Consider the following 25,735-nt stretch of genomic DNA (forward strand, 5'->3'; position numbering starts at 1 on the left):
CGGCGGAAAGCGCGGTCGTTGTCCTTACGGCAACTTTGCGAAGCCTTCCTTGAAGCCCTGCAATGTCAGGGGCAGGCCGATGCCTTCTTCCGGCACCTGGTGAATGATGAATGTCGCCATGCGGCCGTTCTTCATCTGATCGATCAGCTTGTCGTCCATCACCACTTCGGCGACGCAGCCGGTTGGCAGGCATTTGACAAAACCCGCGCGGCCAATGTCCGTTTGGTCGATTTTCAGACCCAGCCCGTTGGGAAGCAGCACGCCGAGCGGCGCGATGACGCGCAGCAGACGGCTCTTGCCGTCGCTCGTCCTGAGGACGATGACGACGAGATTCACATTGTTCTTGTCTTCCGCGACCACGCTCTGAATCAGCGCGCACTGCTCGGAGGACGCCCCGGCAGGCGTCTCGCAGCGAATTTCCCAGTCGCCATATTTGGATTTCACCACACCCTGCGCCTCCGCGCCGCTTCCGGCCGTGGCCAATGCGGCGCCGAGGGCGCCCGCGACGAGATGTCGCAAGGGGACGAAGGACGTCGCAGCGCGCAACAGAGTCATGCGGTCTCCAGCAAGCAAGGGGCCTCTCATGCACCGAACATAATCTGAAAAGCGGCCGCTTCGGGGCGGCGCGACGGCGCGGCTGGGCCTTCGTTGCCTAACAAATCGTCCCGCTCTGTCAAGCCGCGCCCATGTTTTCCGGCGCGCGTCGCGCTCGTGTTTGTCAGCAGGCGTCGAACCTTGTCGATTCCTTGCCGGCGCGACCATTTGTCTGGCGGAATATGGCGTCGCAGCAATTGCGCGAGGACTGCGTTTGTGGTTGAACCGGGCCTTGGTCGGGCGAAAGCTTACGGCGGCGAAAGCGCGCCCGAAAATTGCATAAAAAAACTGAAACTGTCTGACGAAAAGGTGCGAAAGGCGACCTGCATGTCCACGGGCAATCGAAACTTCCTTTCTGGCGGAGCACTTGCGGCCGCAGTCGCGCTTCCGGTCGTCCTCTTCGCGGGCTTCGCCTATGCCCAGGTCGAGGGTCAGCCGACTCCTGGCGGCATCGGCCTTCCGGCGACAGTGACCGACGTCGGCCGCGAGACCCAGTTCTTCTACAACGGCATCCTGCTGCCGATCATCACCTTCATCGCCCTGTCGGTTCTGGGGCTGCTCCTCTACGTCTCCTGGCGATTCAACGAGCAGACCAATCCGGTGCCGTCGAAGCTGACGCATCACACGGGCCTCGAGATCGTCTGGACGCTCGTCCCGATCCTGATTCTCGTCGTCATCGCGATCCCGTCCTTCCGCATCCTTGCGCATCAGGTCGAGATTCCGGAATCGAAGATCACCATCAAGGTCACCGGCAACCAGTGGTACTGGTCGTATAAATATCCGGAGGATCAGGGCGGCGGCTTCGGCTTCGATCAGCTCATGAAGCCCGAGGCCGATCTGAAGGACGGCGAGCCGCGCCTTCTCGCCGTGGACAATGAAGCCTATGTGCCGGTCAACGAGGTCGTGAAGCTTCAGATCACGGCCGCGGACGTCATCCATTCCTTCGTCATCCCGGCTTTCGGCGTCCGCATGGACGCGGTGCCGGGCCGTCTGAACGAGACCTGGTTCAGGGCCGAGAAGGAAGGCGTCTATTACGGCCAGTGCTCGAAGATCTGCGGCAAGGACCACGCCTTCATGCCGATGGCGATCCGCGTCGTGAGCCGCGAGAAATATGACGCGTGGCTCGCGGATTCGAAGAAGAAGTTCTCCGCCGCCGAGTCGCGCACGCGCCTCGCCTCGAGCGAGCAGGCTCGCTGAACCAGACGCAAGACAACATAAGACATCGAGGACAAAACGATGGCGAGTTCGACTGCCGGAGCGCATGACCATCCGAGAGGCCTGCGCCGCTTTCTCTTCTCCACGAATCACAAGGACATCGGCACGCTCTATCTGATCCTCGCCGTGATCGGCGGCGTGGTCGGCGCGCTCATGTCGGTCGCGATTCGCGCCGAGCTGATGTATCCGGGCATCGGGGTGTTCCCGGGCCTCGCGCAGCTCATCAATCACGCCGACCCCTCGATGGGTGCCGACGCCGGCAAGAATCTCTACAACGTCTTCATCACCGCGCACGGCGTGCTCATGATCTTCTTCATGGTCATGCCGGCGCTGATGGGCGGTTTCGCCAACTGGTTCGTGCCGATCATGATCGGCGCGCCGGACATGGCCTTCCCGCGCCTCAACAATATTTCCTTCTGGTTCCTCGCGGTGTCGCTGATCCTTCTGGTGCTGTCGATGTTCGTCGAGGGCGCGCCGGGCATGATGGGCTTCGGCGGCGGCTGGGTGTTCTATCCGCCGCTGTCGTCGAACATCGGCCACCCCGGGCCGGCGATGGATTTCGTCATCCTGTCGCTGCATCTCGCGGGCGCCTCGTCGATCCTCGGCTCAATCAACTTCATCACCACGATCTTCAACATGCGCGCCCCCGGCATGACGCTGCACAAGATGCCGCTGTTCGCCTGGGCCATGCTGGTGACGGCCTTCCTGCTGGTGCTGACGCTTCCGGTCCTCGCCGGCGCGATCACCATGCTGCTGACCGACCGCAACTTCGGCACAATGTTCTACGATCCGGCCGGCGGCGGCGACCCGCTGCTGTTCCAGCATCTGTTCTGGTTCTTCGGCCATCCGGAAGTGTATGTGCTGATCCTGCCGGCCTTCGGCCTGATCAGCCACATCGTGTCGACCTTCTCCAAGAAGCCGGTGTTCGGCTATCTCGGCATGGCCTACGCCATGGTCGCCATCGGCTTCCTCGGCTGCATCGTGTGGGCGCACCACATGTATACGGTCGGCCTGTCGCTGAACGCGCAGCGTTACTTCGTCTTCGCCACCATGGTGATCGCGGTGCCCACGGGCATCAAGGTCTTCTCCTGGGTCGCGACGATGTGGGGCGGCTCGATCACCTTCCGCGCGCCGATGATCTGGGCGATCGGCTTCATCTTCGTCTTCGTGATGGGCGGCGTCACCGGCGTCGTTCTGGCGAATGCGAGCGCCGACCGTCAGCTCCACGAAACCTATTTCGTGGTCGCGCATTTCCACTACACCATGTCGCTCGGCGCCGTGTTCGCCGTCTTCGCGGGCTTCTATTACTGGTTCCCGAAGATGACGGGCTATCTCTACAACGAGACCCTGTCGAAGCTGCACTTCGTGGTGTTCTTCATCGGCATCAACCTGACGTTCTTCCCGCAGCACTTCCTCGGCCTCGCCGGCATGCCGCGCCGCTACATCGACTATCCGGACGCCTTCGCGCTCTGGAACTATGTCTCGTCGATCGGCGCGTTCATCGGCGCGCTGAGCATGCTGATCTTCTTCTATGCGGTGATCGAGGCCTTCCTGCGCAAGCGTGAGGCCGGCGCGAATCCGTGGGGTCCGGGGGCCACGACGCTGGAGTGGACGTTGCCTTCGCCGCCGCCGTTCCACCAGTTCGAGGTTCTGCCGCGCATCTCCGGCCCCGGCCATCAGTAAGAGACATCGACCGGCGCGGGTTCGCCTGCGCCGGTCGCCCCGGTTTCCTTTCGTTTCTGTCAGGTCAAGAGCGACGGCGATGAGCGACGCATCCTATCTCGACGACAGCCAGACCCCGCGCATTCCGGTCGCCGCGCCGTCGGACTATGTCTGGCTGCTGAAGCCGCGCGTCATGTCGCTGGTCGTGCTCACCGCGCTCGCCGGGCTTCTGCTCGCGCCCACGCCGCCGCATCCGCTCATCGCCTTCACCGCGCTTCTCTCCATCGCCGTCGGCGCCGGCGCCTCTGGGGCGCTGAACATGTGGTACGACTCGGACATTGACGCGGTGATGACCCGCACGCAGTTGCGTCCGATTCCGTCCGGCCGCATGGAGCGCGACTCGGCGCTGGCCTTCGGCCTTGTGCTGGCGCTGCTCTCGATCTTCACGCTTGGTTTCGCGACCAACTGGCTGGCGGCCTCGCTGCTCGCCTTCACCATCTTCTTCTATGTCGTCGTCTATACGATGTGGCTGAAGCGCTCCCCGCCGCAGAACATTGTCATCGGAGGCGCGGCCGGCGCCCTGCCTCCCATGGTCGGCTATGCCGCGGCGACAGGCGACATCAGCCTCGCGAGCGTCATTCTCTTCGCCATCATCTTCGTGTGGACGCCGCCGCATTTCTGGGCGCTGGCGCTCAACAAGCACGACGACTACGCCCGGGCCGGCGTGCCGATGATGCCGAACGTGCACGGCGCCGATCGCACCCGTCTGGAAATTCTGGTCTATTCGCTGCTGCTCGCGCCGCTCGGCGTGCTGCCGTGGCTGATGGGCTTCGCAACCGCCGTCTATGGCGCCGTGTCGATTGTCTCGGGTCTTTATCTCGTTTGGCTTGCGGCGAATGTCTATCGCCGCCGGGAGGGCGACGCCGCGCGCCGGGCCGCGCTGAAGCTCTTCCTCTTCTCGATTTCCTATCTCTTCATGCTGTTCCTCATCCTCGTCGCGGAGCGCGTCGCCCATATCGCCGGGTACATCTGAGCGCGCGGAAAAGGGAAAAGACATGAGCAGCCAGCCGAACGAGCAGAAGACCCACCCGGACGCGGCCGAGGGAATCGTGCTCACGCCCGAACAGGAGCGCAGCCGCCGCGCGCGCAATCTCGCGATCGGCGTCACGGTCGCGCTGCTGGCCGTGCTGTTTTACGCGATCACGGTCGTCCGGCTGGGCGGCGCCGTCGCAAACCGGGCGTTCTGAGATGACCGCGTCCGACCAAAAGCCCGCACGCAGACCAGGCGCCATCGCGGCGGCGCTCGTCGTGGGGTCGCTCGGGATGCTCGGCCTGTCCTTCGCGTCGGTCCCGCTCTATCGGGCCTTTTGCGCCGCGACGGGTTTCGGCGGCACGCCGCAGATCGGCAAGACAGCCGCCGCCAGACAGGGCGAGCGCCATCTGATCGTCCGCTTCGACGCCAATGTGGCCCGCGACCTTCCGTGGAAATTCGAACCGGAAGTTCCCAAGGTGTCGCTGCGCACCGGCGAGACGACGACGGTCTATTACAAGGTCGCCAATCTCTCCGACAAGGAGACGAGCGGGCAGGCGGCCTACAACGTCAGCCCGGACCAGGCCGGCGCCTTTTTCGTGAAGGTGAAGTGCTTCTGCTTCGACGAGCAGAAGCTCGCGCCGGGCGAGACCGCCGAATGGCCGGTCGTCTTCTATCTCGACCCCGCGCTCGAATCCGACGAGGCGATGCGGCGGATCGAGGAGATCACTTTGTCCTATTCCTTCTACCCGACCAAGGGGCCGTCCAAGCCCAGGACCAGCGACCTGACAGGGCAGAAGCCAAAGTCCTGACCGCGGCGACGCCGGGGGAAGCGCATAACCTAAGAACACGCCGGGCGACCGGCGCATGACGAGGAAAAGTAGAAATGGCCGACGGACACGCGAAACCTCAACACGACTATCATCTCGTAGATCCGAGTCCGTGGCCGATCGCCGGCGCCTTCTCCGCGCTTGCGACCGCCATCGGCGCCATCATGTGGATGGCCCAGCACAAGGGTTCGCCGATCTATGGCCAGACCTGGGGCGGCACGCTGTTCTTCGCCGGCTTTGCCGCGATCCTCGCGGTCATGTACGCCTGGTGGAGCGACATCGTCCGCGAGGCGGAGGTGGAGGGCCATCACACGCCGGTGGTGCAGCTTCATCACCGCTACGGGATGATCCTGTTCATCCTGTCCGAAGTGATGTTCTTCGTGGCCTGGTTCTGGGCGTTCTTCAACTCCAGCATCTTCCCCAACGACATCTGGCAGGTGACGCGCACGGAGCTCTTCCAGGGCGTCTGGCCGCCGAAGGGCGTCGAGGTTCTGAGCCCCTGGAAACTGCCGCTGCTCAACACGGTGATCCTGCTCACCTCTGGCGCGACGCTGACCTGGGCGCATCACGGCCTGCTGCACAATGACCGCGACCAGCTCAAGAAGGGGCTGCTGGCGACGATCGGGCTCGGCCTGCTGTTCACCATGATTCAGGGCTATGAATACGCTCATGCGCCCTTCGCCTTCTCCTTCGATCCGGCGCATCCGGCGGCGACCAATTACGGCTCGACCTTCTTCATGGCGACCGGCTTCCACGGGTTCCACGTCATCGTGGGCACGCTGTTCCTGATCGTCTGCCTTGTCCGCGTCTATAAGGGGCACTTCAAGCCGGACCAGCATCTCGGCTTCGAATTCGCGGCGTGGTACTGGCACTTCGTCGACGTGGTCTGGCTGTTCCTGTTCTGCTGCATATATGTGTGGGGGAACTGGGGCGGCGCGATGGAGTAAGCGCAGCCGCGCCACCTTCACGACCGAATCTCAACGGTCACGGCGCCGCCGTGGCCGTTTTCTTTAGGAAGCGAGCACAGAATGGCTGAAGAGCAGGTTTACCCTCCGGCGCAGATTTATATCGACGGGCTGCTCGGCAAATGCCCCCGTTGCAGCAAGGGCCACATGATCAAGGGCCTGCTGGCGGTCGCGCCGAAATGTGAGGTCTGCGGTCTCGATTTCTCTTTCGCCGACACCGGAGACGGTCCGGCGATCTTCGTGATGACCATCGCGGGCTTCATCATCGTCGGCCTCGCCTGGTACATCGAGGTGGTCTATCAGCCCGCCTACTGGATTCATGCGGCGATCTTCCTGCCGCTGTCCGTGATCGTCTGCATCGGGCTGCTGCGCCCGGCCAAGGGGCTGCTGATCGCCCTGCAATATTTCAACAAGGCCGAAGAGGGCCGGCGCGAATCATGACGTCCGGCCAGCGGGCGCTCCTCTGGCCGGGGGTCGCGACGGCTGTCGTCTTCGCGCTGCTCATGAGCCTTGGCGTCTGGCAGGTCAGGCGCCTCGGCGAGAAAGAGGCGCTCATCGCCCGCGTGGAGGCGCGCGCCCACGCCGCGCCGGCGGCCGCGCCGCCGCAGGCGGGCTGGGCCGCCCTGTCGCCCGCGTATTACGACTTCACCCATGTCGCCGCCCGGGGCCATTATGTCGCCGGGCGCGACGCGTTGATCTTCATGAAGCCGCCGGAGGGGTTCGGTCTGGAGCCGGGCTATATGGTGGTCACGCCCTTCGCGCTGGCGGACGGCGGGGAGATTTTCGTTGAACGCGGCTTCGTGCCCGTCTCCAGGACGGATGACGTCGCCGGACGCGCGCCGCCTGCGGGCGAGACGGAAATCACCGGCCTGATGCGCGCGCCGCAGAGCCGCAACGCCTTCACGCCGGCCGACGCGCCGCAGCGCCTCATCTGGTATACGCGCGATCCGGTCGCCATGGCGGCGGCGCTGGGGCTCGCGGGCGCGGCGCCCTTCACCATCGCTCTCGAGGCGCCGTCGAGCCAGGGCGCGAACGGCTATCCCCGGCTGGTTTCCCCGGCCCCGGAGTTCCCCAACAACCATCTCAGCTATGCGCTGACATGGTTCTCGCTCGCGGCGGCGCTGCTCGTCGTGTTCGGCCTCTTCGCGCGTGGACGGCTGCGGCCGGGCGCTTGACCATCGCAAGAGGTTGCGCCCCGCTTGAATGTGATATGAGAGGTTTCCGGCGCGCTGTTCGAGCGCGCGTCCCAAGCCTCGACGGACCGACACTTGCGCTATCTCTCGACGCGTGGCGAAGCCGCGCAGCTTGCTTTTGACGACGTTCTGCTCGCCGGCCTCGCGACGGACGGCGGCCTTTATACGCCGCTGGCCTATCCGCATGTCTCGCCGGGCAATATCGCCGCGCTGGCCGGCCTTCCCTATGCCGAGGCGGCGGCCCGGCTGATCGGCCCCTTCCTCACCGACGCGGCCGCGCAGGCGGCGTTGCGCGGCCAGACCGAGGCCGCCTATGCGAGCTTCCGCCACCGCGCCATCGCGCCAATGACGCAGATCGCCGACAATCTCTTCGTGCTGGAGTTGTTCCACGGCCCAACTCTCGCCTTCAAGGACCTGGCGATGCAGTTGCTTGGCCGTATGATGAACGATGTGCTTGAGAAGCGGAACTTGCGCGCGACGATCGTCGGCGCGACATCGGGCGATACGGGCGCGGCCGCCATCGAGGCGTTTCGCGGCCTGCCGCGCGTCGACGTCTTCATCCTTTATCCGCATGGGCGCGTCTCCGACGTGCAGCGAAAGCAGATGACGACCGTGGCGGACGACAATATCCACACGATCGCCCTGCAGGGCACCTTCGACGACGCGCAGAACATCTTGAAGCGGCTCTTTCGTAACAGGCCGTTCCGCGAGCGCGTGGGCCTCGCCGGTGTCAATTCGATCAACTGGGCGCGCGTCGTCGCCCAGATGGTCTATTACTTCACGAGCGGCGTGGCGCTGGGGACGCCGCACCGGCGGATTTCCTACGCGGTGCCGACCGGCAATTTCGGCGACGTGCTGGCCGGCTATATCGCCAAGCGCATGGGGCTGCCGGTCGACCGGCTCATTGTCGCGACCAACGCCAATGACATTCTCGCGCGTGCGCTCGCGACGGGGCGCTATGAGCCGCGTGGCGTGACTCCGACCCAGTCCCCCTCCATGGACATTCAGGTCTCCTCCAATTTCGAGCGGCTGCTGTTCGACGCCGCCGGGCGCGATCACGCGACGGTGCGCGCCGCTTTCGCGTCGCTGGACCAATCGGGCGCCTTCGAGATTCCGCCCGCGGCGCAGGAAATCATCCGCGCCGAATTCGACGCGCTCTCGGTCGGCGAGGCGCAGACGACGGCGGAAATCGCGCGCACCTGGCGCGAGGCCGGCTATGTGCTCGATCCGCATACGGCGACCGGCGTCAGGGCCGCGCGCGTGCGCCTCGAGGCCGATCCGGCGACTCCGGTGGTCGCGCTGTCGACGGCCCATCCCGCCAAATTCCCCGAGGCGATCGAGCGCGCCATCGGCCATCGGCCGAGATTGCCGGACGCCATCGCGGCGCGGCTGGGAGGTCCGGAGCGCTTCACCGTTCTTGAAAATGACGAGGCGCGCGTAACCTCCTTCATCACGGAACGCGCGCGCGCGGCGCAGGTCTGATGGAGAGCAGCAATATGGCGATCTTCGGCGTTCTGGGCCGCCGCGACATGCCGATACAGGGCGAGGGCGTCTATCTGCGCCCCTCGGAAATGCGCGATTACGTGGAATGGGCCACGTTGCGCGAGCAGAGCCGTGGCTTTCTCACGCCCTGGGAGCCGATCTGGCCGGTGGATGACCTGACCCGCGCGAGCTTCCGCTATCGCGTGCGCCGGCATGCGGAGGAGATGGCGCGCGACGAGGCCTATTCCTTTTTCCTGTTCCGCGAGGAGGACGACGTGCTGCTCGGGGGCCTGTCCTTCGGCTATGTGCGCCGTGGCGTCTCGCAGGCCGCCACCCTCGGCTACTGGATGGGCGAGCCCCACGCCGGCAAGGGCTATATGACGCGCGCCGTGCGCGCCGCCTGCGCCTATATTTTCGAAAAGCAGGGGCTGCATCGCATCGAGGCCGCCTGCCTGCCGAACAACGAGCCCTCCAAGCGGCTTCTCGAACGCGTCGGCTTCAAGCAGGAGGGCTATGCGCGATCCTATCTCGCGATCAACGGCCAGTGGCGCGACCACCTGCTGTTCGCGCTGCTCGAATCCGACCGCATGCCGCCCGGCAAGCCGGGGAAAACCGATCCTTGACCATCACCCGACTTTATAGCTGCGCTTAAGGCAGTTTTCTCCTAATTTGCGACATTGGTCGCAAATGGGAGGAGCCGCTTGGCCATCGACGGGATTGAGACGAGCTGCGTTGGCGGCGCCGCCATTGCGCAGCTCGACCTCATGCAGACCGCTCAGCTCATTCTGGATCTGGCCGCCGCGCCGGCGCGGGCGGAGGGGCCATATTATCTGACCTCCGCCAATGGCGAAGTGCTGGCGCGTCGCTTTCTGGACAGGGAGTTCGCCGCGCTCCTCGACTGCGCCGACTCCATCGCCGCCGACGGACAGCCCCTGGTGACGGCGTCGCATCTCTTTTCAAGCAAGCCTTTGCCCGAACGCGTCGCCACCACCGATCTCTACCCGCTCGTGGCCCTGATGGCGCAGCGGACGGGCGCGAGCTTTTATCTGCTCGGCGCAAGCGAGGAGGTCAATCGCGCCGCCTGCGAGGCGACGCGGCGCGCGGCGCCGGGGCTGACGATCGTGGGGCGCAGTCACGGCTATCTGAAGGGCGCGCAACTCGCCGCGAAGCTCGACGAGATCAATGCGCTCGCGCCCGACATTCTCTGGCTGGCCATGGGCGTGCCGCTCGAACAGGCCTTCGTGGCCGAGCATCGGCGCCGGCTGAGAAATGTGAAAGTCATCAAGACCTCCGGCGGGCTCTTCGACTTCGTCGCGGGCGCCAGGCGACGCGCGCCGTCGTGGATGCAGAGCGCGGGGCTGGAATGGGCCTTTCGTCTCGGGCTGGAGCCACGGCGGCTTCTGCTGCGCTATCTGACGACCAACCCCCTTGCGGCCTATCTGCTGCTGACGCAGACTCGCTGATGTGACGCCGGAACGGAAAAAGACTTTCGGAGTTCGGGCGGGCGCGCTGATCGCGCTTGGCCTGTTATCGCTGATTGTGGGGCTCGCGGCCCGCGACGACATCCTTCAGCGCGCCGCATTCGGCGCGCCGCCCGCGCCGGCAGGCCGCACGGCCCCGAGCGATATTCTGGATGGAGACGAGGGGCCGACGGACCCGCGCGTCGGGACCGTTCCCACCCTGCCGGGGGCCTGTCCGATTCTCGGCGACTGCGCCCCGCCCGTCGAAGCGCCTGAAACCCCTGACAAGGCTGTTTCAACGCCGCATTGACGGCTGCGGCGCCCCGCGCCGCTACCCGAGCCGCGCCGCGAGCCGCGACCACAGCGCGTTGCCGGCATGGAAGACGTAATCGAGCCTTGCGGTCGTCACGCTTTTCGCGCCTTTGCCGATCAACCAGTCGGCGAGCGAGGCGACCTGTTTGGTCGGACAGACGAAGGTCGCCGCATCGCCGTGGCGGGCGGAAAGGGCCGCGCCGAACGCCGCCTGCGCCTCGGCGAGGGTCGCGTCGTCGAGGGGCAGGGACGCGCGCACCTCGCGCGTCGTGCGGGCGGCTTCCTCGGCGGCGATGCGGGAGAGGATGACGCGGGCGGCCTCGCGCGCCGTGTCGCTCCAGGGCGCGGTCAGCGAGGCGACGAGATTGGCCTGCGAACGCAGGATCACGCCGTCGTCGAGCACCTTCAGCGCATTGGCGGCGAGCGTCGCGCCGGTGGTGGTGATGTCGACGATGAGATCGGCCGAGCCGGCGGCGGGCGCGCCTTCCGTGGCGCCGGAGCTTTCGACGATGCGATAGTCGCTGACGCCATTCCGCGCAAAGAAGCGGCGCGTCGTGTTGACATATTTCGTCGCCACGCGCAGCCCGCGCCCGTGACGCGCGCGGAACCCGTCGGCCACGTCGGCGAGATCGGCCATGGTCCGCACATCGATCCACGCCTGCGGCACGGCGACCACGACATTGGCGTGGCCGAATCCGAGCGGCGCGAGCAGCTCCACCTTGCTCTCGGGGTCGGCGATTTCCTCGCGCACGAGGTCTTCGCCGGTGATGCCGAAATGCGCCTCGCCGAGCGCGAGGCGGCGCGTGATCTCGGAGGCGGAGAGATAGCCCACTTCCGCGCCCTCGAGCCCGGCGATGGCGCCGCGATAGTCGCGAGCGCCGCGCCCCTGCGTCAGCTCGAGGCCGGCGCGGGCGAAGAAGGCGTTGGCGTTCTCCTGAAGGCGGCCCTTGGAGGGCGTCGCGAGGATGAGTTTCTGCGTCATGCCGCGCCTCCCGACGCCGCGTCTCGCGCGCGCGCGGCGCTCTCAAGCCGGTCGATCCAGATGGCGGCGCCCACCGCCGGAATGTCGGCGGTCGCGCCGAGCGTCCGGAGCATCCGGTCGTAACGGCCGCCGCCGATGACCGGCTCGCCCATCGCCGGGTGGCGCGCCTCGAAAACGAAGCCCGAGTAGTAATCCAGGTGGCGGGCGAAGCCTGCCGAGAAGAGCATCTGGTCGAGATCGAGACCGCGCGCGGCGATGAAACTCGCGCGCGTGTCGAAGCGGTCGAGCGCCGCCGTCAGGTCGAGCTTCGCGTCTTCGGCCAGTTGGCGCAGGGCCGCGGAGGCGATGTCCGGCGCGCCCTCGATGAGGAAGAAGGCTTCCGCCAGCGCGCGCTTCTCGGGCGAAACGCCGGCGCCTTCGGCGAGCGTCGCCTGATCGAGAAAGCGCTCGGCGATCTCGGCGGCGCTGCGGCCGCCGACCGCCGTGATGCCCGCGATGGAAAGCAGATCTTCCACGAGCCTGCGGGCGTCGGCGGGATCGGCCCTGGTCAGCGCCGCGAGCACGCCGGCCTTTTCGGCGCCGTGACGCTGCGGGGCCGAGAAAATCTCCGCGAGCGGAAGGCCGCGCGCATGTCCCGTCTCGACGCGCCGGCGCCAGACCGGCGGCAGGTCCAGACAGTCGAGAAAGGCGGCGACGAGCCCGGCGTCGCCCAGCCGCACCGAGAGGCCGGCCGCGCCCGCCGCACGGGCGGCGTCGAGCGCCGCGCCCAGGATTTCCGCGTCGGCGGCCTCGCGATCCTCGCGGCCGAAGCTTTCCACGCCTGCCTGGAGGAATTCGCCGTCGCCCGTTTCGCCATGCGTGGGCGCGCGGAAGATCGAGCCGCCGTATGCAAAGGCGGCGGGCTGTCCGGCGCGGGACGAGGCGAGATAATCCCGGCAGACGGGAATGGTGTATTCCGGACGCAGGCAGAGTTCGGCGCCCGAGGCGTCGGTCGTCAGATAGAGATGGCCGCGAAAATCCTCGCCGGAGCGATCGAGAAAGACGCCGGCGGGCTGAAGGAGCCTGGGCTCATGGCGTGCAAATCCCGCGTGCTCGAAATAGGCGAGGATGGCGGCGAGCGTCTCGGCTCCGTGTCTGTCCGGGGCTGCGGTCACGATATTCCTTCCGATGTCGACGCTTCTTTAGCAACTGCGTCAGGGCGGCGCACCCGCTTTCCGGCGGAAAGGTGAACGCCGGGCGGGTTTTTCCGCGTCTGGCCAAAAGAAAAAGCCGCGCCCGGCGGGGCGCGGCCCTGATCTCACGTCAATATGACCGCCGGGCGTCAGCGCCGGTGTTCCCACCCCCGCCGCGCCGCCTCGGAATGGCGCTTGGGATCGCCCGCCCATCCCCTGTGCTCCTGTCCGCCGCGCTGGCCTTCGCCGCTCCGGCAGCCCCGCTCCTCCTCGCGGCCGCGCGAATGGCGCGATTCGCCCTCGCGCTCGTCCCATCCGCGCCGGGCCGCCTGGGCGTGTCCTTCAGGGTCGCCATGCCAGCCGCGCTCGCTCTGGCGGCCCTCCTCGCGCCCGCCGGCGCGCTCCTCCCAGCCGCCGCCCCGCGCGGAGCGCCGTTCGTCATAGCCGCCTTCCTCGCGCTCGTCCCTGCCGCGGCTTTCGCTGCGGGCGCCCCAACCTTCCTGGCGCCCGCGTCCCTGCGCCTCGCGGCCGCGGCCGCCCCGCATCTCGCCGCGCGCCGGCTCCGACCAGACTTCTTCTTCCTGCGCCAGCGTCACATGCAGGGCCTTCGGCTGCGGCAGCAGCAGCTCCTCGTCGAACCGGTCCATCAGCTCCTCGCGCCGCGCCATGAGGCGCCGCCCGAGCGCCGCCGTATCGACGCCGCCCTCGATCGCCTTGGCGAAGATGCTTTCGGGACCCTGTTCCTCCTCGCGGATGTGGTGGCGCATATATTCGCCCAAGACTTTCACCTTGGCGTCGAAGAGCGGATCGGCGGTCGGCGTCCCCATGGCCACCTCTGTGATGAGGATCTTGGCCGTGTCGTGCTCGATCTGGGCTTCGTCGAGTAGCGGATCGTCCACATGCTCGCGGCAGGCGGGGTAGAAGATTTCCTCCTCCAGTTGCGCGTGAATCGTCAGCTCGAGGCAAATCTGCTGCGCGAGCTTTGATTTTTCCGCGCGCCGGCGCGCCTGCTCATATTTGTCGAAAAGCTGCTCGACCCGGCGATGGTCCGACTTGAGCATTTCGATGGCGTCCGTCTTTTGCCTTTCGCCGTTGCCCGCCGCCCTGTCCTGCGCGCCTTTGGCGGAGATGTCCGCATCGCGTTCGTCGCTTTGCCTCGCCATGGGGTTTCCTCGGTCTTCTGGTCGCAACGCCCCGGCCAGCCGTTACGCGCCTAACGCCGCGGGCGATTGGGCTGTTCCGAGACGGCGCTCCCCGGCGAAGCGGGGGAGAGCGGGCGAGGGGCTGCCTTGCGCGCTCACCCGGCCGGGAGTTTCTCCAGCAGACTTTCCAGCGGATCGGAGCTCACGGCCTTGGGCGGCGCATAGGGCTCCTCCACCGCGGCGACGAGCGAGATGGCGACGATGGCCGCCGCGCAGAAGATCGCCTGCGACAAAAGCTGCGGCCCGACCCGATCGAGATGCACCACGGCGAGGCTGATCTGGGTGATGAAGGCGATGAGGAGAACCGCCGCCCATTTCCGGTCGTCAGGATAGGCGCCGCTAATGGCGAGCCGCTGCTCGCGCGCCGAGCGCAGTTTCAGCACCGTGTCGACGAGCGCGCGCTGAAAGGCCGGTTCGATCTTCGCGCTGCTGACGGCGCGGGTCAGCGTATTGAGCGCGGCTTCGGCCTCGGGCGACTCCTCGCCGGTCTCCATGGTCTTCCATTCGAGGCCGACGGCGGCCTCCACATAGCCGCGAATGGCGCGCGGCACGCCGGCGACGTCCGTTCCGTGGTCGGTCAGCGCGATGAGCGTGGAAAGCTGCTCGCGCTCGAGGGCGACGGCGCGATAGGCGCGGCGGTTGGCGTCCCACACATCCTGCGACATGAAGGTCATCAGCAGGCCGAAGAGCACCGCCGGGACTCCGACAAACGGCGGGACCACCCCGCGCCCGTGCTGAACCATCGCCGAAAAGGGCGAGGCGAAGCTCAGCCAGGCGAGGAACAGCGCCAGCCCGCCCATCGCCATGGCCAGCGTCAGCGCCATGACCGGCGTCGATTGCTCCATCCAGAGATGCAATATGCCGATGTGAACGAGCACCTGACGCCCCCCTCGCGTTTTCGCGGGCGCCAGTATGGGCCACGGAACGGGCTGCCGCGCCAGAGGTTTTTTGAGGCGGCCGCGCGATCCCGGTGCGGGCGCGGCCCTTGGCGGACTCGCTTCCTTCAGAAATTCAGCCCGGCAGCTTCTCCGTAAGGAGAAGATCGGTATGAGGAGAACTCTCGCGAGATTCCTGTTTCAGCCAGGAGTCGTAAAGAAGGTCCAGTTCTACGATCGTTGTTGCTGCGAGGCGTCCCTCCTCGATGGATTTCCTCAAATCATAAATCTCCCTCTGGGAGCTGACGAGAGCGTCGCGCAGGAGCCCCCAGCCGCCGCTCCTGTCCAGTCCATAGGGCCAGAACTCCGCGACGAACGGAATCGAGGCAGCCAGAAACGCCTTGCCTCCCGCCAGAACATGCCCCTCGTGTCCCTGTGTGTCGATCCAGGCGAAACCAATCTCGTCCAGGGATAGGTTGGCGTTTTCGACCATTCTGTCGATCGTCTCCGTTCTGATCCTCTGCTTGTCCCAGAAGGTTTCGCCGTGAACGCTTTTCTGGAACCGAGATCCGATGGTCGCCGTAGTTCGTCGGAGACAGCTCGATGTCCGCGTCGCCTGCGTCGACAGACGCGGCGGCGCAAATATTGGCGCAACGGGCGTCAACGCCATTCAAGATCTGGTTGATCTTCAGCAGACGAAAATTTTCCCGGTCCGCCTCGACGCACATCGCTCTCTGAAAGCCGTACTGCAGGGCGTAGACGGTATGGGTGCCGATATTTGCGCCAATATCGAGAAACACGTCGCGCTTGACCCTGTAATTCTTCTGTTCGAGCAAGCTGACGGCTTTGCGAATGTCTTCTTCCTGAAAATGGCCCTGATCTCGAAGGCTTCGGCCGATGACCATGTCGTCGGAGAATGTGAGCATGTAGCCGTCTTTCGTCGCGGCGAGGCTGTACCGCTCAGGCTTCACGGGCGGCGGCGGAGGAGGAGGCGGCGGCTCGATTGCCGGCGTCGCGAGCTTTTGCTCGATCCTGTTCAGATGGGCCCTGATTTCATTCGAGCGCCAGTCGAGATCATTCTTGGACGCAGGGACCAGCTTGCGCCGCAGAGCATTGTATTCATCCAGAATGCGCCTCATTTCGCTCCCCCTGCGACGCTGAAAATGCTTTCCGCCCGATCCACGAAATGCACAGCTATAGCTTTCGTCAAAATTTGCAAGGAGTTGGCGCGCCGTCGAGCCGGCGAGGGGCTCCGGCCTTGCGTGGCGCCCGCGCGTCGCCGCCCCTCTTGCATCGCGCCGCGTCCTCTGCCACATAAGGCGCGGGAGGTTGGCGTTGGACGTTTCACTCGCCAACCGGGTCAGGTCCGGAAGGAAGCAGCCCTAACGAGCTTGAGCGGGTCTTCGTCCAGCCTCCTACCGATCCGACAGGCGCGGAGCCCAGTGCTTTCGCGCCTTTCGTTTTTGGAGCGCGCTTTCCGTCGCCAAACCGGCCGCCACGGGAAAGCGCTTTAGCGGATATGAGATGGACCACGAGCAGACCCAGCCGAGGCCATCGCTGGAGGATGGCGGGCCGTCGCTGTTCGGCGCCGAGGCCGCGCCTGCGGCCTACCGCGTTCTCGCGCGCAAATACCGGCCTACGACCTTCGCGGACCTCATCGGCCAGGAGCCGATGGTCCGCACGCTCGAAAACGCCTTCGATCTCGGCCGCATCCATCAGGCCTATCTGCTGACCGGCGTGCGCGGCGTCGGCAAGACCACGACCGCCCGCATCCTGGCGCGCGCCTTCAATTACGAGCTGCCGGCGGCGGACGGCCGGGAGGCCATGAATCAGCCGACCATCCACATGCCCGCGCTCGGCGTGCACTGTCAGGCGATCATCGATTCCCGCCATGTCGACGTGCTGGAGATGGACGCCGCCTCGCACACCGGCATCGACGACGTTCGCGAGATCATCGACAATGCGCGCTATCGCCCGGTGATGGCGCGCACCAAGGTCTATATTATCGACGAAGTGCACATGCTCTCCAAGGCCGCCTTCAACGGCCTGCTGAAGACGCTGGAAGAGCCGCCGGAGCATGTGAAGTTCATCTTCGCCACCACCGAAATCGACAAGGTGCCGGTGACGGTGCGCTCGCGCTGTCAGCGCTTCGACCTGCGCCGCATCGACGCCGGGCTGCTGGCGGAGCATCTGCGCGGCATCTGCGCAAAGGAGAAGGTGGAGATCGAGCCCGACGCGCTCGCCATGATCGCGCGGGCGGCGGAGGGCTCGGTGCGCGATTCGCTCTCGCTTCTTGATCAGGCGATCGCCTATGGCTCGGCGCATGGCGCATCGGGCGCCATCGCCGCCGACGATCTGCGCCTCATGCTGGGCGTCGCCGACAAGTCGCGCGTCATCGATCTGTTCGAGGCGGTCATGGCGGGCGACGTCGCCAGCGCCATCGCGCAGCTCGAAGATCAATACAATGGCGGCGCCGATCCGGCGCAGGTGCTGCTGGAGATGGCGGAGTTCACGCATCTCGCCACGCGATTGAAACTCGCGCCGGACACCGCGCACTCCGCGGCGCTGACCCCCGAGGAGCAGCGGCGCGGGCAGGACGCGGCCGGGCGGCTCTCCGTTCCGGCGCTCACCCGCGCCTGGCAGATTCTCATGAAGGGCGTCGACGAGCTGCGCGGCTCGCAACGCCCGCTTCAGGCGGCCGACATGGTGCTGGTGCGGCTCGCTTACGTCGCCGACATGCCGACGCCCGGAGACGTGCTGAAACAATTGGGCCATGGCGCGCCCGGCGGTGCGCCGGCGGCCGCGCCTGCGGCAAGTCCGCCGCGTGGCGCGCCGCTCGCGAGCGTCGCCGCCCCGGCCCCGCGCGCGAGCGCCGTCGCCAGACCCGCTGTCGCGCCGCCGGCGCCCGCGGCGCCGGGCGCCGCCCTCGCGAGTTTCGAGGCGCTCGTCGCGCTCGCGGAGGAAAAGCGCGACATTCGCCTGAAGATCGCACTGGACTCCGAGGTCCGGCTGGTGCGCTTCGAGCATGGCCGCATCGAGTTCGAGCTTGCGCCCGGCGGCGCGCGCGAGCTCGCCTCCCTGCTGACGCAGCGGTTGCAGCAGTGGACCAACGAGCGCTGGATGGTGTCGGTCGTCTCCTCCGGCGGCGCGCCGACGCTGAGGGAGAAGCGCGAGGCGGCCGAACGGGAGCGCCGCTCGGGGCTCGAGGCGGACCCCGTGGTGGCGAGCGTGCTCGCGCATTTCCCCGGCGCCCAGATCATCGCCGTGCGCGGCCGGGACGAGGCCGTCGCGGCCGCCCCTTCCGAGGCCGGCGAGGCGCCCGAGGTTCAATACGACGACATGTCGCCGCCCGAGGACGATTGAGGAGAAGCATCGATGATGGACTTCATGGGCCTGATGAAGCAGGCGCAGCAGTTTCAGGCCAAGATGGCCGAGGCGCAGCTCGAACTCGAAAACACCGAGGTCGAGGGCGAGGCGGGCGGCGGGCTCGTGAAGGTGCGGCTCTCCGCCAAGGGCGCGATGAAGTCGATTTTCATCGATCCGAGCCTGGTGAAGCCCGAGGAAAAGGAAATTCTGGAGGACCTCATCCTGACCGCCCATATGCAGGCCCGCAACAAGGCGGATGAGGTGATGGCCGAGAAGATGAAGGCGATGACGGGCGGCATCCAGTTGCCGCCGGGCTTCAAGCTGCCGTTCTGATTTTTTCCCCCTCTCCCCGTCAACGGGGAGAGGGAGTCGATTGGATATCCACGCAATGGCGGAACGGGTCGCAGGACCGGAAATCGAGCGTCTCGTGCAATTGCTGGCGCGGTTGCCGGGCCTCGGGCCGCGCTCGGCGCGGCGGGCCGTGCTGCATCTCATCCGCAAGCGTGAGGAGCTGCTTGCGCCGCTGGCTGAGGCCATGCGCGTCGCGCAGGAGCGCATCGTCGTCTGCCCGGTCTGCGGCAATATCGACACCAGCGACCCGTGCGCGATCTGCCGCGATCCGCGCCGCGATCCCTCGATCCTCGTCGTGGTCGAGACCGTCTCCGATCTCTGGGCGCTGGAGCGGGCGGGGCTGCTCAACGCGCGGTACCATGTCCTCGGCGGAGTCCTTTCTCCGCTGGATGGCGTGGGCCCGGAAGACCTCGCCATCCCCAGCCTCGTCGAGCGCCTGCGCGGCGGAGAGATTCGGGAAATCGTGCTGGCGGTGAACGCCACCGTCGACGGACAGACCACCGCGCATTACATCGCGGACGTGCTCCAGCCCTTCGGCGTCAAGGTGACCCGGCTCGCCCATGGCGTGCCCGTGGGCGGCGAACTGGACTATCTGGACGAGGGCACGCTTGCCGCCGCGCTGGAGCGCCGGACGGTTTTTTAGAGCGTCCTCTCAGGAGGTGCGGCAACCTGCGTGTTCTCATCCCTCCCCCTTGCGGGGAGGGTGGCGCGCGCAGCGCGACGGGTGGGGTCAATGCCGCTACACCGCCGATGGGGCTGACCCCACCCGACCCCGCTTCGCGGGGCCACCCTCCCCGTAAAGGGGAGGGATTCAGCGAACTCACTTCGCGGGCGTCTTGGCGGCGATGATCTTTTCGAGATCGGCGACGGTCATCTCGCCCGTATATTTCTCGCCGTTGATGAAGAAGGTCGGCGTCGAATTGACCCCGAACTTGTCGGTGGCGCGGGCGCGCACGTCGGTCACCTTCTTGTAGAGATCCTGATCCTTGAGGACCGCCTCGAACCTTTCCTGACCGAGTCCCGCCTGCTTGAGCACATTGGCCAGACCATCCAGCGGCTTGTCGACGAAGGCCCAGTTCTTCTGCTGGGCGAACAGCAGATCGACCACGGCGTCGCGCTTGTCGCCCATCTCGCGCGCCAGCATGAAGGCGGCCGTCGCGAGCGGATCGAGTGGGAATTCTCGCAGGATGAATTTCGCCTTGCCGGTGTCGACGTAGTTTTTCTTGAGCGTCGGATAGACCTCCTGATGGAAGGCGGCGCAATGGCTGCACGTCATGGAGGCGTATTCGACGATGGTGACCGGGGCGTTGGCGTCGCCCTCCACGATGTCGGGCAGGGCGTTCGGCGCCATCAGCTCCATGACCGACACCGAGCCGGAGCCGGATTTGTCGGCCATGGCCGGCGAAACGGCGAAGGCGAGAACGCCGGCGGCGGCGAGGAGGCGGCGGCGGGTGAGCGCAGGAAGCGGGAAGGACATGTCAGGCCCATGGCTGGAATGATCGGCGGGCCGAACATAGTCGTTCAACCCGCCAAGGCAAACCCCTCGCGGCGGGGGCGCTAGCGCCGGCCGGTCGGCAATCCGTGCGTCGGCTGGAAGATGTAATAGACCAGCGCGATGGCGGCGAAGACGCCCCCGGCCCAGAACACCACGTCGCCGATCATCAGATCCTGCAGGCTGAAGCTGGCGAGGCTGATGACCAGGCCGCCAATGGCGAACCACAGCGGCGTCTGGCTGCGCTCCTGCGGCTCCTGCGGACCGCGCCGGTTTTGTAATTGAGACATATATCCTCCCCTGGCCTATTTTTGATGCAACATAAGGCGCCGGCCGCGCTGAATGAAGGGGAGGGGCCGTCGAGCTACCTGTTTTGCGGCTCGTCGGGCGTGTCGGTGGTGCTTTCGGCGCCCTTGCAGTGCTTCTGAAAACCGGCCGTGTTCAGATTCTCCTGCTGGCGCGTCAGGCAGACGCCGCCATCCTGGACATGCACGAGCCAGAGCGAGTCGAAGTCGCATTGCTCCCAGACGGCGGGGCTTTCGCATTTATAGGCGGCGCCGTCGACCGAGACCGTCGCCCCCTCTCGCGGCGCCAGCCGGCCGAGCCGTCCCAGCGCCTCGTACAACTTGCGGATATTCTTGCGCTCCCAGGCGATGAAAACGACGCGCGCCTTGCCGTTCTCGCGCGGCGCCAGCGCCTTGTCGGCGAGGAGATCGCGGGCAAGCAGATCGTTCTGATTGTAGCCGTAGGGCGTCCAGACGGGGAATTCGATCGTCTCCGCGAGGGGAGCGATGGTCGCAAGCGGCCGGATGTAATTGAAATAGTCGCCCGTGACCTTGTTGTGCATCTTGACCGCGGGGTTTGGCGCGACGAGCAGATCCGGACAGCCGAACTGCGCGAGCAGCCGATCCGGCAGGCGGGCGAGCCGGTCCAGCGCCTGCCGGCCCAGATTGCCGTCCTCGATCATCACACCATCCGCGCGCATGGGCTTTTCGGCGTGACGCAACAGAACGAGCGTCAGAGGGTTGAGCGCCTTCGGGTCGTCGGGAACGGTCGCGGGGATCGCGGCGCCCTCCGCCCGCCAGGAGGCGGGCGCCGGCGCGGGCGTGCAATCGGCCGCGACGGCCGGCCCGGCAGCGGCGGCAAATGTGACCGCGACGAGAAACCAGGCGGTTCGCATCGTAAGACCCCTCTTCCTGACCCTCGACGAGGCTGCCCGCCTATTTCGCCGCAGATGAGGCCGCTGCCGATGTTTGTTCGGCGCGTTCGCGCAGCTCCGCCTCGTCACAATCGAAACAATAGGCCCTCGCCTCGCCATTCACCCAGCCGGCGCAAAACAGATTTCCCTCAGGAAAGATCGTGCTCTTGATGACTTCGACGCAGACATGCGCGCCGCCACAGCGCGGGCAACGGATCGTCGTGGTAAACATGGTGGGGGTGACCTCTATCGTGGCTGGAATCAAGGAGATCGGCAGGGGAGGGCCGTTGCTGTCCTTTGTGCACAGCGCGGGCCGGTTCTCAACCGCCCGCAAGGTTATCCACAAACTCCCTTCAACTCAGGGGAGCAGCAGCCCGGCGATGGTCGCGCTCATGCAGGTCGCGATGGTTCCCGAGAGAATCGAACGCAGGCCGAGACGGGCGATCTCCCCGCGCCGCTCGGGAAGCATTGCGTTGAGCCCGCCGACAAGAATGCCCATGCTGCCGAAATTGGCGAAGCCGCAAAGCGCGTAAGTGAGAATCAAGCGCGTTTTCTGAGACAGCGCTTCCGGCGGCAGCGCGCTCATGTTGCGATAGGCGACGAATTCGTTGACGACGGTCTTCGTCGCCATCAGCGACGCCGCGGTTCGCGTTTCCTCCCAGGGCGCGCCGATGAGCCACATGACCGGGCGGAAGAGCAGGGCGAAAAGGCTTTGCAGGCTGACCGGCTCGCCGCCAACCGGCGGCAGATTGGCCAGAGCCATGTTCACCAGCGTGACGAGCGCAATGGTGACGATGAGAACGCTGACGACGCCGACCAGTGGACCTACGCCGTCGGCCACGCCCTTGATGATGGCGTCGAAAGCGTTGGCGGGCTTCTCCTCCGTCAGGAGATGCGCTTCGCCGCAATCCGCGCCGGGCTCCCAGGGCGACATGATCGCCGCGATCGCCAGCGCCGCGGGCGTGGCGATGATGGACGCGACCAGAATGTGTCCCAGCGCGTCGGGAATGAGAGGCGACAGAAAGCTGGCGTAGATCACCATGACCGTGCCGGCGACGCCGGCCATTCCGCAGGACATCAGCGCGAATAATTCACCGCTTTGCATGCGCCGCAGATAGGGACGAATGAGCAGCGGCGCCTCGATCATGCCGACGAAAACATGCACGGCGGCGCCGAGCGCGAGCGGACCGCTCACCCCCATGGCCCGCTCCAGGAGCCACGCGAAGGCGCCCGCCGCCTTCTGCAACAGGCCCCAGTAAAACAAGAGCGACGCAAGCGCTGAAATCGTCAGCGCCATCGGCAGCGCCTTGAACGCCAGAATGAAACTCGCGGCCGGGTTCTTTTCCTCGAACGGAGGCGCGCCGCCGCCGAGATAGCCGAAGACGAAACCCGAGCCCGCGTCCGTCGCCGTCTGAATGGCGTGCGCCGCCTTGTTCGCCAGCAGCAGCGCGTGTCGTGCGGGCGGAACATAAATAAGCAACAGCGCGACGGCGACCGCCAGCGCCAGCCCGCCAAGAACGACGCGCCACGGGATGGCGCGGCGATCGTCGCTTGCGAGGAAGGCGACGCCAATGAAAAAGGCGATGGCGAGCGCCGCGCGCAAAAATTCTGGAAGCGGGCTTGTCATGCTAAACGACTCTCCGGGCGCACGCGCGGCGGGGGTGCGCGGCTGATTTCAGCATATTGGAATTGGAGAGGAAAGACTGAAGCTCGAGGTCTTCGCCCGTGAACGGATGGCGCCCGCGTTGCCTCAACCTCAAAACAAGCTTAGAAGACATTCAGTTCATGGGAATGCGACATGCTGACTCGTCTTCACGGTGGTCACGTTGTCGATCCGGTCAATGGCGTCGATCGGGTCGAGGATGTCTGGTTCGAAAATGGACGCATCGTCGCGCGTCCCGATCACCGAAAGGCCGACGTCGAATATGATGCCGCGGGTCATGTGATCATGGCAGGCGCGATTGATATTCATTCGCACATCGCTGGCGGCGGAGTGAACACCGCCCGCCTTCTGCTTCCCGAGACGCATCATGCCCATCGCGCCCGTCCCGGGAGCACGCCGCTGTCCGAGGCGGGATGGACCGCTTTCGAGACCGGGCGCTTGTACGCACAGCTTGGTTTCACCGTCGTCATCGAGCCGGCGGTGCTGCCGCATCATGCGCTGCACGCGCATCTCGAGATGGCGGACATTCCGATCATCGACAAGGGCTTTCTGACCGTTCTCGGAAACGACGACTTCTTGCTCAGCGCCTTGCGCGACCGCGAAAGCGACGCCGCGCTCACGGATTATGTGGGGGCAACGCTTCATTCGACCCGCGCCATCGGTATCAAATGCGCCAACCCCGGCGGCGTGTGCGGCTGCAAGCAAAACCTGCGCTCCTTCGCGCTCGACGACGCGCTTCCCGAATATGGGATCTCCGCGCGGGAGATCGTCGCGCGACTTCAGCGCGCCGTCTCCGCGACAGGAATTGCGCATCCGCTGCATCTTCACATGAGCAATCTGGGGCTCGCCGGCAATGTGGAGACGGCGCTGGCGACGATCGACGCCATGCAGGGCGCGCCGCTGCACCTCGCGCATGCGCAGTTCTACGCCTACGGCAAGGACGGCAAGCACGGGTTCTCCTCCGCGGCCGCGCGCTTCGCGGAGAAGGTGAACGCCAACAAAAACATCACGCTGGACGTCGGGCAGGTGATGTTCGCGGACACGGTGACCATCTCCACCGACGTTATGAAGCAGTTGAACAGTCTTCCCAGCGCGCGGCCCAAAAAGGGATTCATCCACGACGGCGACGCCAATGGTCTCGGCGTCGTTCCCTATTCCTATCGCATCTCGGATTATTACAATGCGGTGCAATGGGCGGCGGGACTCGAGCTGTTCCTGCTGACGGAGGACCCGATGCGGGTCTTCTTCACGACAGACCATCCCAATGGCGCGCCCTTCACGACCTATCCCGAAGTGTTCGCTCTGCTGATGAGCGCCGACCGGCGCGCGCAATGGATGTCGCGGCTGCCGGCGGACGTGCTGGAAATGACCACCCTGCCGTCCATCAAGCGCGAATATACGCTCTCTGAAATCGCCACGATGACGCGCGCCGCGCCTCGCAAGCTTTACGGGCTCGACGATCGCGGGCAGTTGGGCGCGGGCGCAATTGCGGATATCGCCGTCTACAAGGTCCACAAGGACAAGGCCGAGATGTTCCGGCGCACGGCCTATGTTTTCAAGGACGGCGAACTGGTCGTGCGCGACGGCGAGGCGCAACGCTTCACGCGGGGGAAGACCCTGTTCGTGCGGCCGGATTACAATAGCCAGATGAATACGCGTCTCGACGCCTATTACGAAGAGTCGTACGGGCTTGGGCGCCAGATGTTCTGCGTCGAGGATGGCGCTCTGCCCAACAGGGATTTCTTCGAAGAGACCTCGTCGCGCCGACGCATGTGAGGCGGATGTTACAAGCGAAACGGCGGGTCTCGGGGAGAGCCGCGAGGGCGCGGCGATTTTGGCGCGTAGCGCGGGTTTGCCGCCCAGATTGGGTGATGATCGCGGCGCAGGCTGAGTTGCGCCTTGAATTTTGTGCGCCGCACAATATAATCGGAGTCGCTCTGACAGGGTTGCCTAGCAACGATCGTTGAGCGTTTCCTCCCTGACTTGGGCCGCTGGTCACTCGGCGGCCCATTTTTTTTGCAAAAAAACGGACGCACCGGGTGCGTCCGTTTTTCTTTCCTCCCCGACTTGGGCGCGCTTCGGTTCGTGTCCGAAAATCTTCTTCCCCAGAAGGGCAAGACAGTTCCTACACGAAGCCCTCTGCTTTGAACAGGTCTAAAAATAGCCCTATGCAAAAAATCTATCAGACGCGATAAAGCGCCTTTCAATCAATCATTTGTCGACGGCAATCCGCCCGGATTCCTGGACGGGGCGGCCTCTCGGGGGCGGCCCCCGCCGGGACAATTGACGGAGCCGCTATGGACCCGGGAGAAGGCGTGCTAAAGCGCCCGCGAAACGGAGAAGCAGATGACCGACACATTCAACGTTCCGCTCGCGAGAAACGAAATCGCCGTTATCCACAAAGCCCTCGGCGAGCATTTGAGCGTTCTGCTCAAGGAGTGGGAGCGTCAGGAGCGCGCCGGCGCGCGGGACGCCGCGACGAGCCTGTTCGAGCAGGCGGACGAGGTTCGCACGCTCATGAACAAGGTCGGGGCCGCGCCGCTCAATCTGCGCTAGTGTCCTGACTCTCAATTGCCGCCCAAAAACTCAAGCGGCGTGGGCTTTGTCGAGCGCCGCGCGGGCCCGATGGATTTTTTCGAGGATAGCCTCGCCTTTCGCCTTCCATTTATAGGGACGCGGATTGGCGTTGCG

28 protein-coding genes, 1 other RNA gene and 1 pseudogene are annotated in these 25,735 nt (G+C 65.7%); 18 read left to right on the top strand and 12 right to left on the bottom strand.

All coding sequences use genetic code 11. The annotated features are described in order from the left end of the window. Positions 1 to 24: 24 nt before the first annotated feature. Complete coding sequence (locus tag ACR652_RS04745; protein WP_434505369.1) at positions 25 to 555, bottom strand: invasion associated locus B family protein; 531 nt, start codon at positions 553 to 555, stop codon at positions 25 to 27. A 366-nt stretch (positions 556 to 921) separates the two neighbouring features. Between ACR652_RS04745 and coxB the strand changes: the two genes are divergently transcribed. The 12 genes from coxB to ACR652_RS04805 all read left to right on the top strand — a co-directional run bounded on the left by coxB (position 922) and on the right by ACR652_RS04805 (position 10,741). Beyond that, positions 922 to 1,791 (top strand): cytochrome c oxidase subunit II, encoded by an 870-nt coding sequence (coxB, locus tag ACR652_RS04750; RefSeq protein WP_434505370.1) that lies wholly within the window; start codon positions 922 to 924, stop codon positions 1,789 to 1,791. Positions 1,792 to 1,830: 39 nt separating this feature from the next. Beyond that, complete coding sequence (gene ctaD / locus ACR652_RS04755; RefSeq protein WP_434505371.1) at positions 1,831 to 3,492, top strand: cytochrome c oxidase subunit I; 1,662 nt, start codon at positions 1,831 to 1,833, stop codon at positions 3,490 to 3,492. Positions 3,493 to 3,571: 79 nt separating this feature from the next. Then, complete coding sequence (locus ACR652_RS04760; RefSeq protein WP_434505372.1) at positions 3,572 to 4,504, top strand: heme o synthase; 933 nt, start codon at positions 3,572 to 3,574, stop codon at positions 4,502 to 4,504. Positions 4,505 to 4,526: 22 nt separating this feature from the next. Then, a complete protein-coding gene (locus ACR652_RS04765) occupies positions 4,527 to 4,718 on the top strand; it encodes a hypothetical protein (RefSeq protein ID WP_434505373.1) in 192 nt (63 codons plus the stop codon). Between the two features lies 1 nt (position 4,719). After that, complete coding sequence (locus ACR652_RS04770; RefSeq protein ID WP_434505374.1) at positions 4,720 to 5,313, top strand: cytochrome c oxidase assembly protein; 594 nt, start codon at positions 4,720 to 4,722, stop codon at positions 5,311 to 5,313. A gap of 74 nt (positions 5,314 to 5,387) precedes the next feature. Next, positions 5,388 to 6,278 (top strand): cytochrome c oxidase subunit 3, encoded by an 891-nt coding sequence (locus tag ACR652_RS04775; protein WP_434505375.1) that lies wholly within the window; start codon positions 5,388 to 5,390, stop codon positions 6,276 to 6,278. An 81-nt stretch (positions 6,279 to 6,359) separates the two neighbouring features. Then, the gene (locus tag ACR652_RS04780) at positions 6,360 to 6,737 is read left to right on the top strand and encodes a DUF983 domain-containing protein (protein ID WP_434505376.1); all 378 of its coding nucleotides are present in this window, start codon (positions 6,360 to 6,362) and stop codon (positions 6,735 to 6,737) included. After that, positions 6,734 to 7,471, top strand: a complete 738-nt coding sequence (locus ACR652_RS04785; protein ID WP_434505377.1) for an SURF1 family protein — start codon at positions 6,734 to 6,736, stop codon at positions 7,469 to 7,471. Before ACR652_RS04780 ends, ACR652_RS04785 begins: the two co-directional genes overlap by 4 nt. 93 nt (positions 7,472 to 7,564) lie before the next feature. Beyond that, entirely contained in the window at positions 7,565 to 8,971 is a 1,407-nt protein-coding gene (gene thrC, locus ACR652_RS04790; protein WP_434505378.1) for a threonine synthase, read from the top strand. Positions 8,972 to 8,985: 14 nt separating this feature from the next. Beyond that, positions 8,986 to 9,594 (top strand): GNAT family N-acetyltransferase, encoded by a 609-nt coding sequence (locus ACR652_RS04795; RefSeq protein WP_434505401.1) that lies wholly within the window; start codon positions 8,986 to 8,988, stop codon positions 9,592 to 9,594. A 78-nt stretch (positions 9,595 to 9,672) separates the two neighbouring features. After that, positions 9,673 to 10,434, top strand: a complete 762-nt coding sequence (locus ACR652_RS04800; RefSeq protein WP_434505379.1) for a WecB/TagA/CpsF family glycosyltransferase — start codon at positions 9,673 to 9,675, stop codon at positions 10,432 to 10,434. Position 10,435: 1 nt separating this feature from the next. Beyond that, a complete protein-coding gene (locus ACR652_RS04805; RefSeq protein ID WP_434505380.1) occupies positions 10,436 to 10,741 on the top strand; it encodes a hypothetical protein in 306 nt (101 codons plus the stop codon). A 21-nt stretch (positions 10,742 to 10,762) separates the two neighbouring features. On the opposite strand, the gene hisG is transcribed toward ACR652_RS04805, so the two are convergent. The 6 genes and pseudogenes from hisG to ACR652_RS04835 form a co-directional block, all read right to left on the bottom strand. Continuing rightward, positions 10,763 to 11,725, bottom strand: coding sequence for an ATP phosphoribosyltransferase (gene hisG / locus ACR652_RS04810; protein ID WP_434505381.1), 963 nt, complete (start codon positions 11,723 to 11,725; stop codon positions 10,763 to 10,765). Further along, positions 11,722 to 12,882, bottom strand: a complete 1,161-nt coding sequence (locus tag ACR652_RS04815; protein WP_434505402.1) for an ATP phosphoribosyltransferase regulatory subunit — start codon at positions 12,880 to 12,882, stop codon at positions 11,722 to 11,724. The genes hisG and ACR652_RS04815 overlap by 4 nt, the downstream gene beginning before the upstream one ends. 164 nt (positions 12,883 to 13,046) lie before the next feature. Next, positions 13,047 to 14,060, bottom strand: a complete 1,014-nt coding sequence (locus ACR652_RS04820) for a hemerythrin domain-containing protein (RefSeq protein WP_434505382.1) — start codon at positions 14,058 to 14,060, stop codon at positions 13,047 to 13,049. A gap of 134 nt (positions 14,061 to 14,194) precedes the next feature. Then, a complete protein-coding gene (locus tag ACR652_RS04825) occupies positions 14,195 to 14,977 on the bottom strand; it encodes a hypothetical protein (RefSeq protein ID WP_434505383.1) in 783 nt (260 codons plus the stop codon). Positions 14,978 to 15,110: 133 nt separating this feature from the next. Beyond that, on the bottom strand, positions 15,111 to 15,644 hold the full coding sequence (locus tag ACR652_RS04830; RefSeq protein WP_434505384.1) for an FkbM family methyltransferase: 534 nt from the start codon (positions 15,642 to 15,644) through the stop codon (positions 15,111 to 15,113). Next, positions 15,538 to 16,290, bottom strand: a pseudogene (locus tag ACR652_RS04835) (FkbM family methyltransferase); the annotation flags it as partial. The pseudogene ACR652_RS04835 and the gene ACR652_RS04830, both read right to left, overlap by 107 nt. Positions 16,291 to 16,297: 7 nt before the next feature. Here ACR652_RS04835 and ffs point away from each other — a divergent pair. The 4 genes from ffs to recR all read left to right on the top strand — a co-directional run bounded on the left by ffs (position 16,298) and on the right by recR (position 19,334). Further along, positions 16,298 to 16,394, top strand: an RNA gene (ffs, locus tag ACR652_RS04840) — signal recognition particle sRNA small type. Positions 16,395 to 16,498: 104 nt separating this feature from the next. Beyond that, positions 16,499 to 18,337 carry a DNA polymerase III subunit gamma/tau gene (locus ACR652_RS04845; protein ID WP_434505385.1) on the top strand — a complete coding sequence of 613 codons (1,839 nt, stop codon included), beginning with the start codon at positions 16,499 to 16,501 and terminating at the stop codon, positions 18,335 to 18,337. A 12-nt stretch (positions 18,338 to 18,349) separates the two neighbouring features. After that, a complete protein-coding gene (locus ACR652_RS04850; RefSeq protein WP_434505386.1) occupies positions 18,350 to 18,673 on the top strand; it encodes a YbaB/EbfC family nucleoid-associated protein in 324 nt (107 codons plus the stop codon). 55 nt (positions 18,674 to 18,728) lie between these two features. After that, the gene (recR, locus tag ACR652_RS04855; protein WP_434505387.1) at positions 18,729 to 19,334 is read left to right on the top strand and encodes a recombination mediator RecR; all 606 of its coding nucleotides are present in this window, start codon (positions 18,729 to 18,731) and stop codon (positions 19,332 to 19,334) included. 177 nt (positions 19,335 to 19,511) lie between these two features. Here recR and ACR652_RS04860 read toward each other — a convergent pair whose 3' ends face one another. The 5 genes from ACR652_RS04860 to ACR652_RS04880 all read right to left on the bottom strand — a co-directional run bounded on the left by ACR652_RS04860 (position 19,512) and on the right by ACR652_RS04880 (position 23,008). Then, positions 19,512 to 20,168, bottom strand: a complete 657-nt coding sequence (locus tag ACR652_RS04860; protein ID WP_434505388.1) for a DsbA family protein — start codon at positions 20,166 to 20,168, stop codon at positions 19,512 to 19,514. Between the two features lie 80 nt (positions 20,169 to 20,248). Beyond that, entirely contained in the window at positions 20,249 to 20,473 is a 225-nt protein-coding gene (locus tag ACR652_RS04865; RefSeq protein ID WP_434505389.1) for a hypothetical protein, read from the bottom strand. Between the two features lie 74 nt (positions 20,474 to 20,547). Then, positions 20,548 to 21,363 carry a hypothetical protein gene (locus ACR652_RS04870; protein WP_434505390.1) on the bottom strand — a complete coding sequence of 272 codons (816 nt, stop codon included), beginning with the start codon at positions 21,361 to 21,363 and terminating at the stop codon, positions 20,548 to 20,550. 40 nt (positions 21,364 to 21,403) lie between these two features. Next, a complete protein-coding gene (locus tag ACR652_RS04875) occupies positions 21,404 to 21,613 on the bottom strand; it encodes a hypothetical protein (RefSeq protein ID WP_434505391.1) in 210 nt (69 codons plus the stop codon). Between the two features lie 126 nt (positions 21,614 to 21,739). Further along, positions 21,740 to 23,008 carry a NupC/NupG family nucleoside CNT transporter gene (locus ACR652_RS04880; protein ID WP_434505392.1) on the bottom strand — a complete coding sequence of 423 codons (1,269 nt, stop codon included), beginning with the start codon at positions 23,006 to 23,008 and terminating at the stop codon, positions 21,740 to 21,742. A 171-nt stretch (positions 23,009 to 23,179) separates the two neighbouring features. Between ACR652_RS04880 and ACR652_RS04885 the strand changes: the two genes are divergently transcribed. Both ACR652_RS04885 and ACR652_RS04890 read left to right on the top strand, forming a co-directional pair. Then, positions 23,180 to 24,820: a formylmethanofuran dehydrogenase subunit A gene (locus tag ACR652_RS04885; protein WP_434505393.1), complete on the top strand. Its 1,641-nt coding sequence runs from the start codon at positions 23,180 to 23,182 to the stop codon at positions 24,818 to 24,820. 570 nt (positions 24,821 to 25,390) lie between these two features. Beyond that, positions 25,391 to 25,600 (top strand): hypothetical protein, encoded by a 210-nt coding sequence (locus tag ACR652_RS04890; RefSeq protein WP_434505394.1) that lies wholly within the window; start codon positions 25,391 to 25,393, stop codon positions 25,598 to 25,600. The last annotated feature ends 135 nt before the right edge of the window (positions 25,601 to 25,735 follow it).

It is taken from the genome of Methylocystis sp. (genome assembly GCF_051061225.1).
Taxonomy (GTDB): domain Bacteria; phylum Pseudomonadota; class Alphaproteobacteria; order Rhizobiales; family Beijerinckiaceae; genus Methylocystis.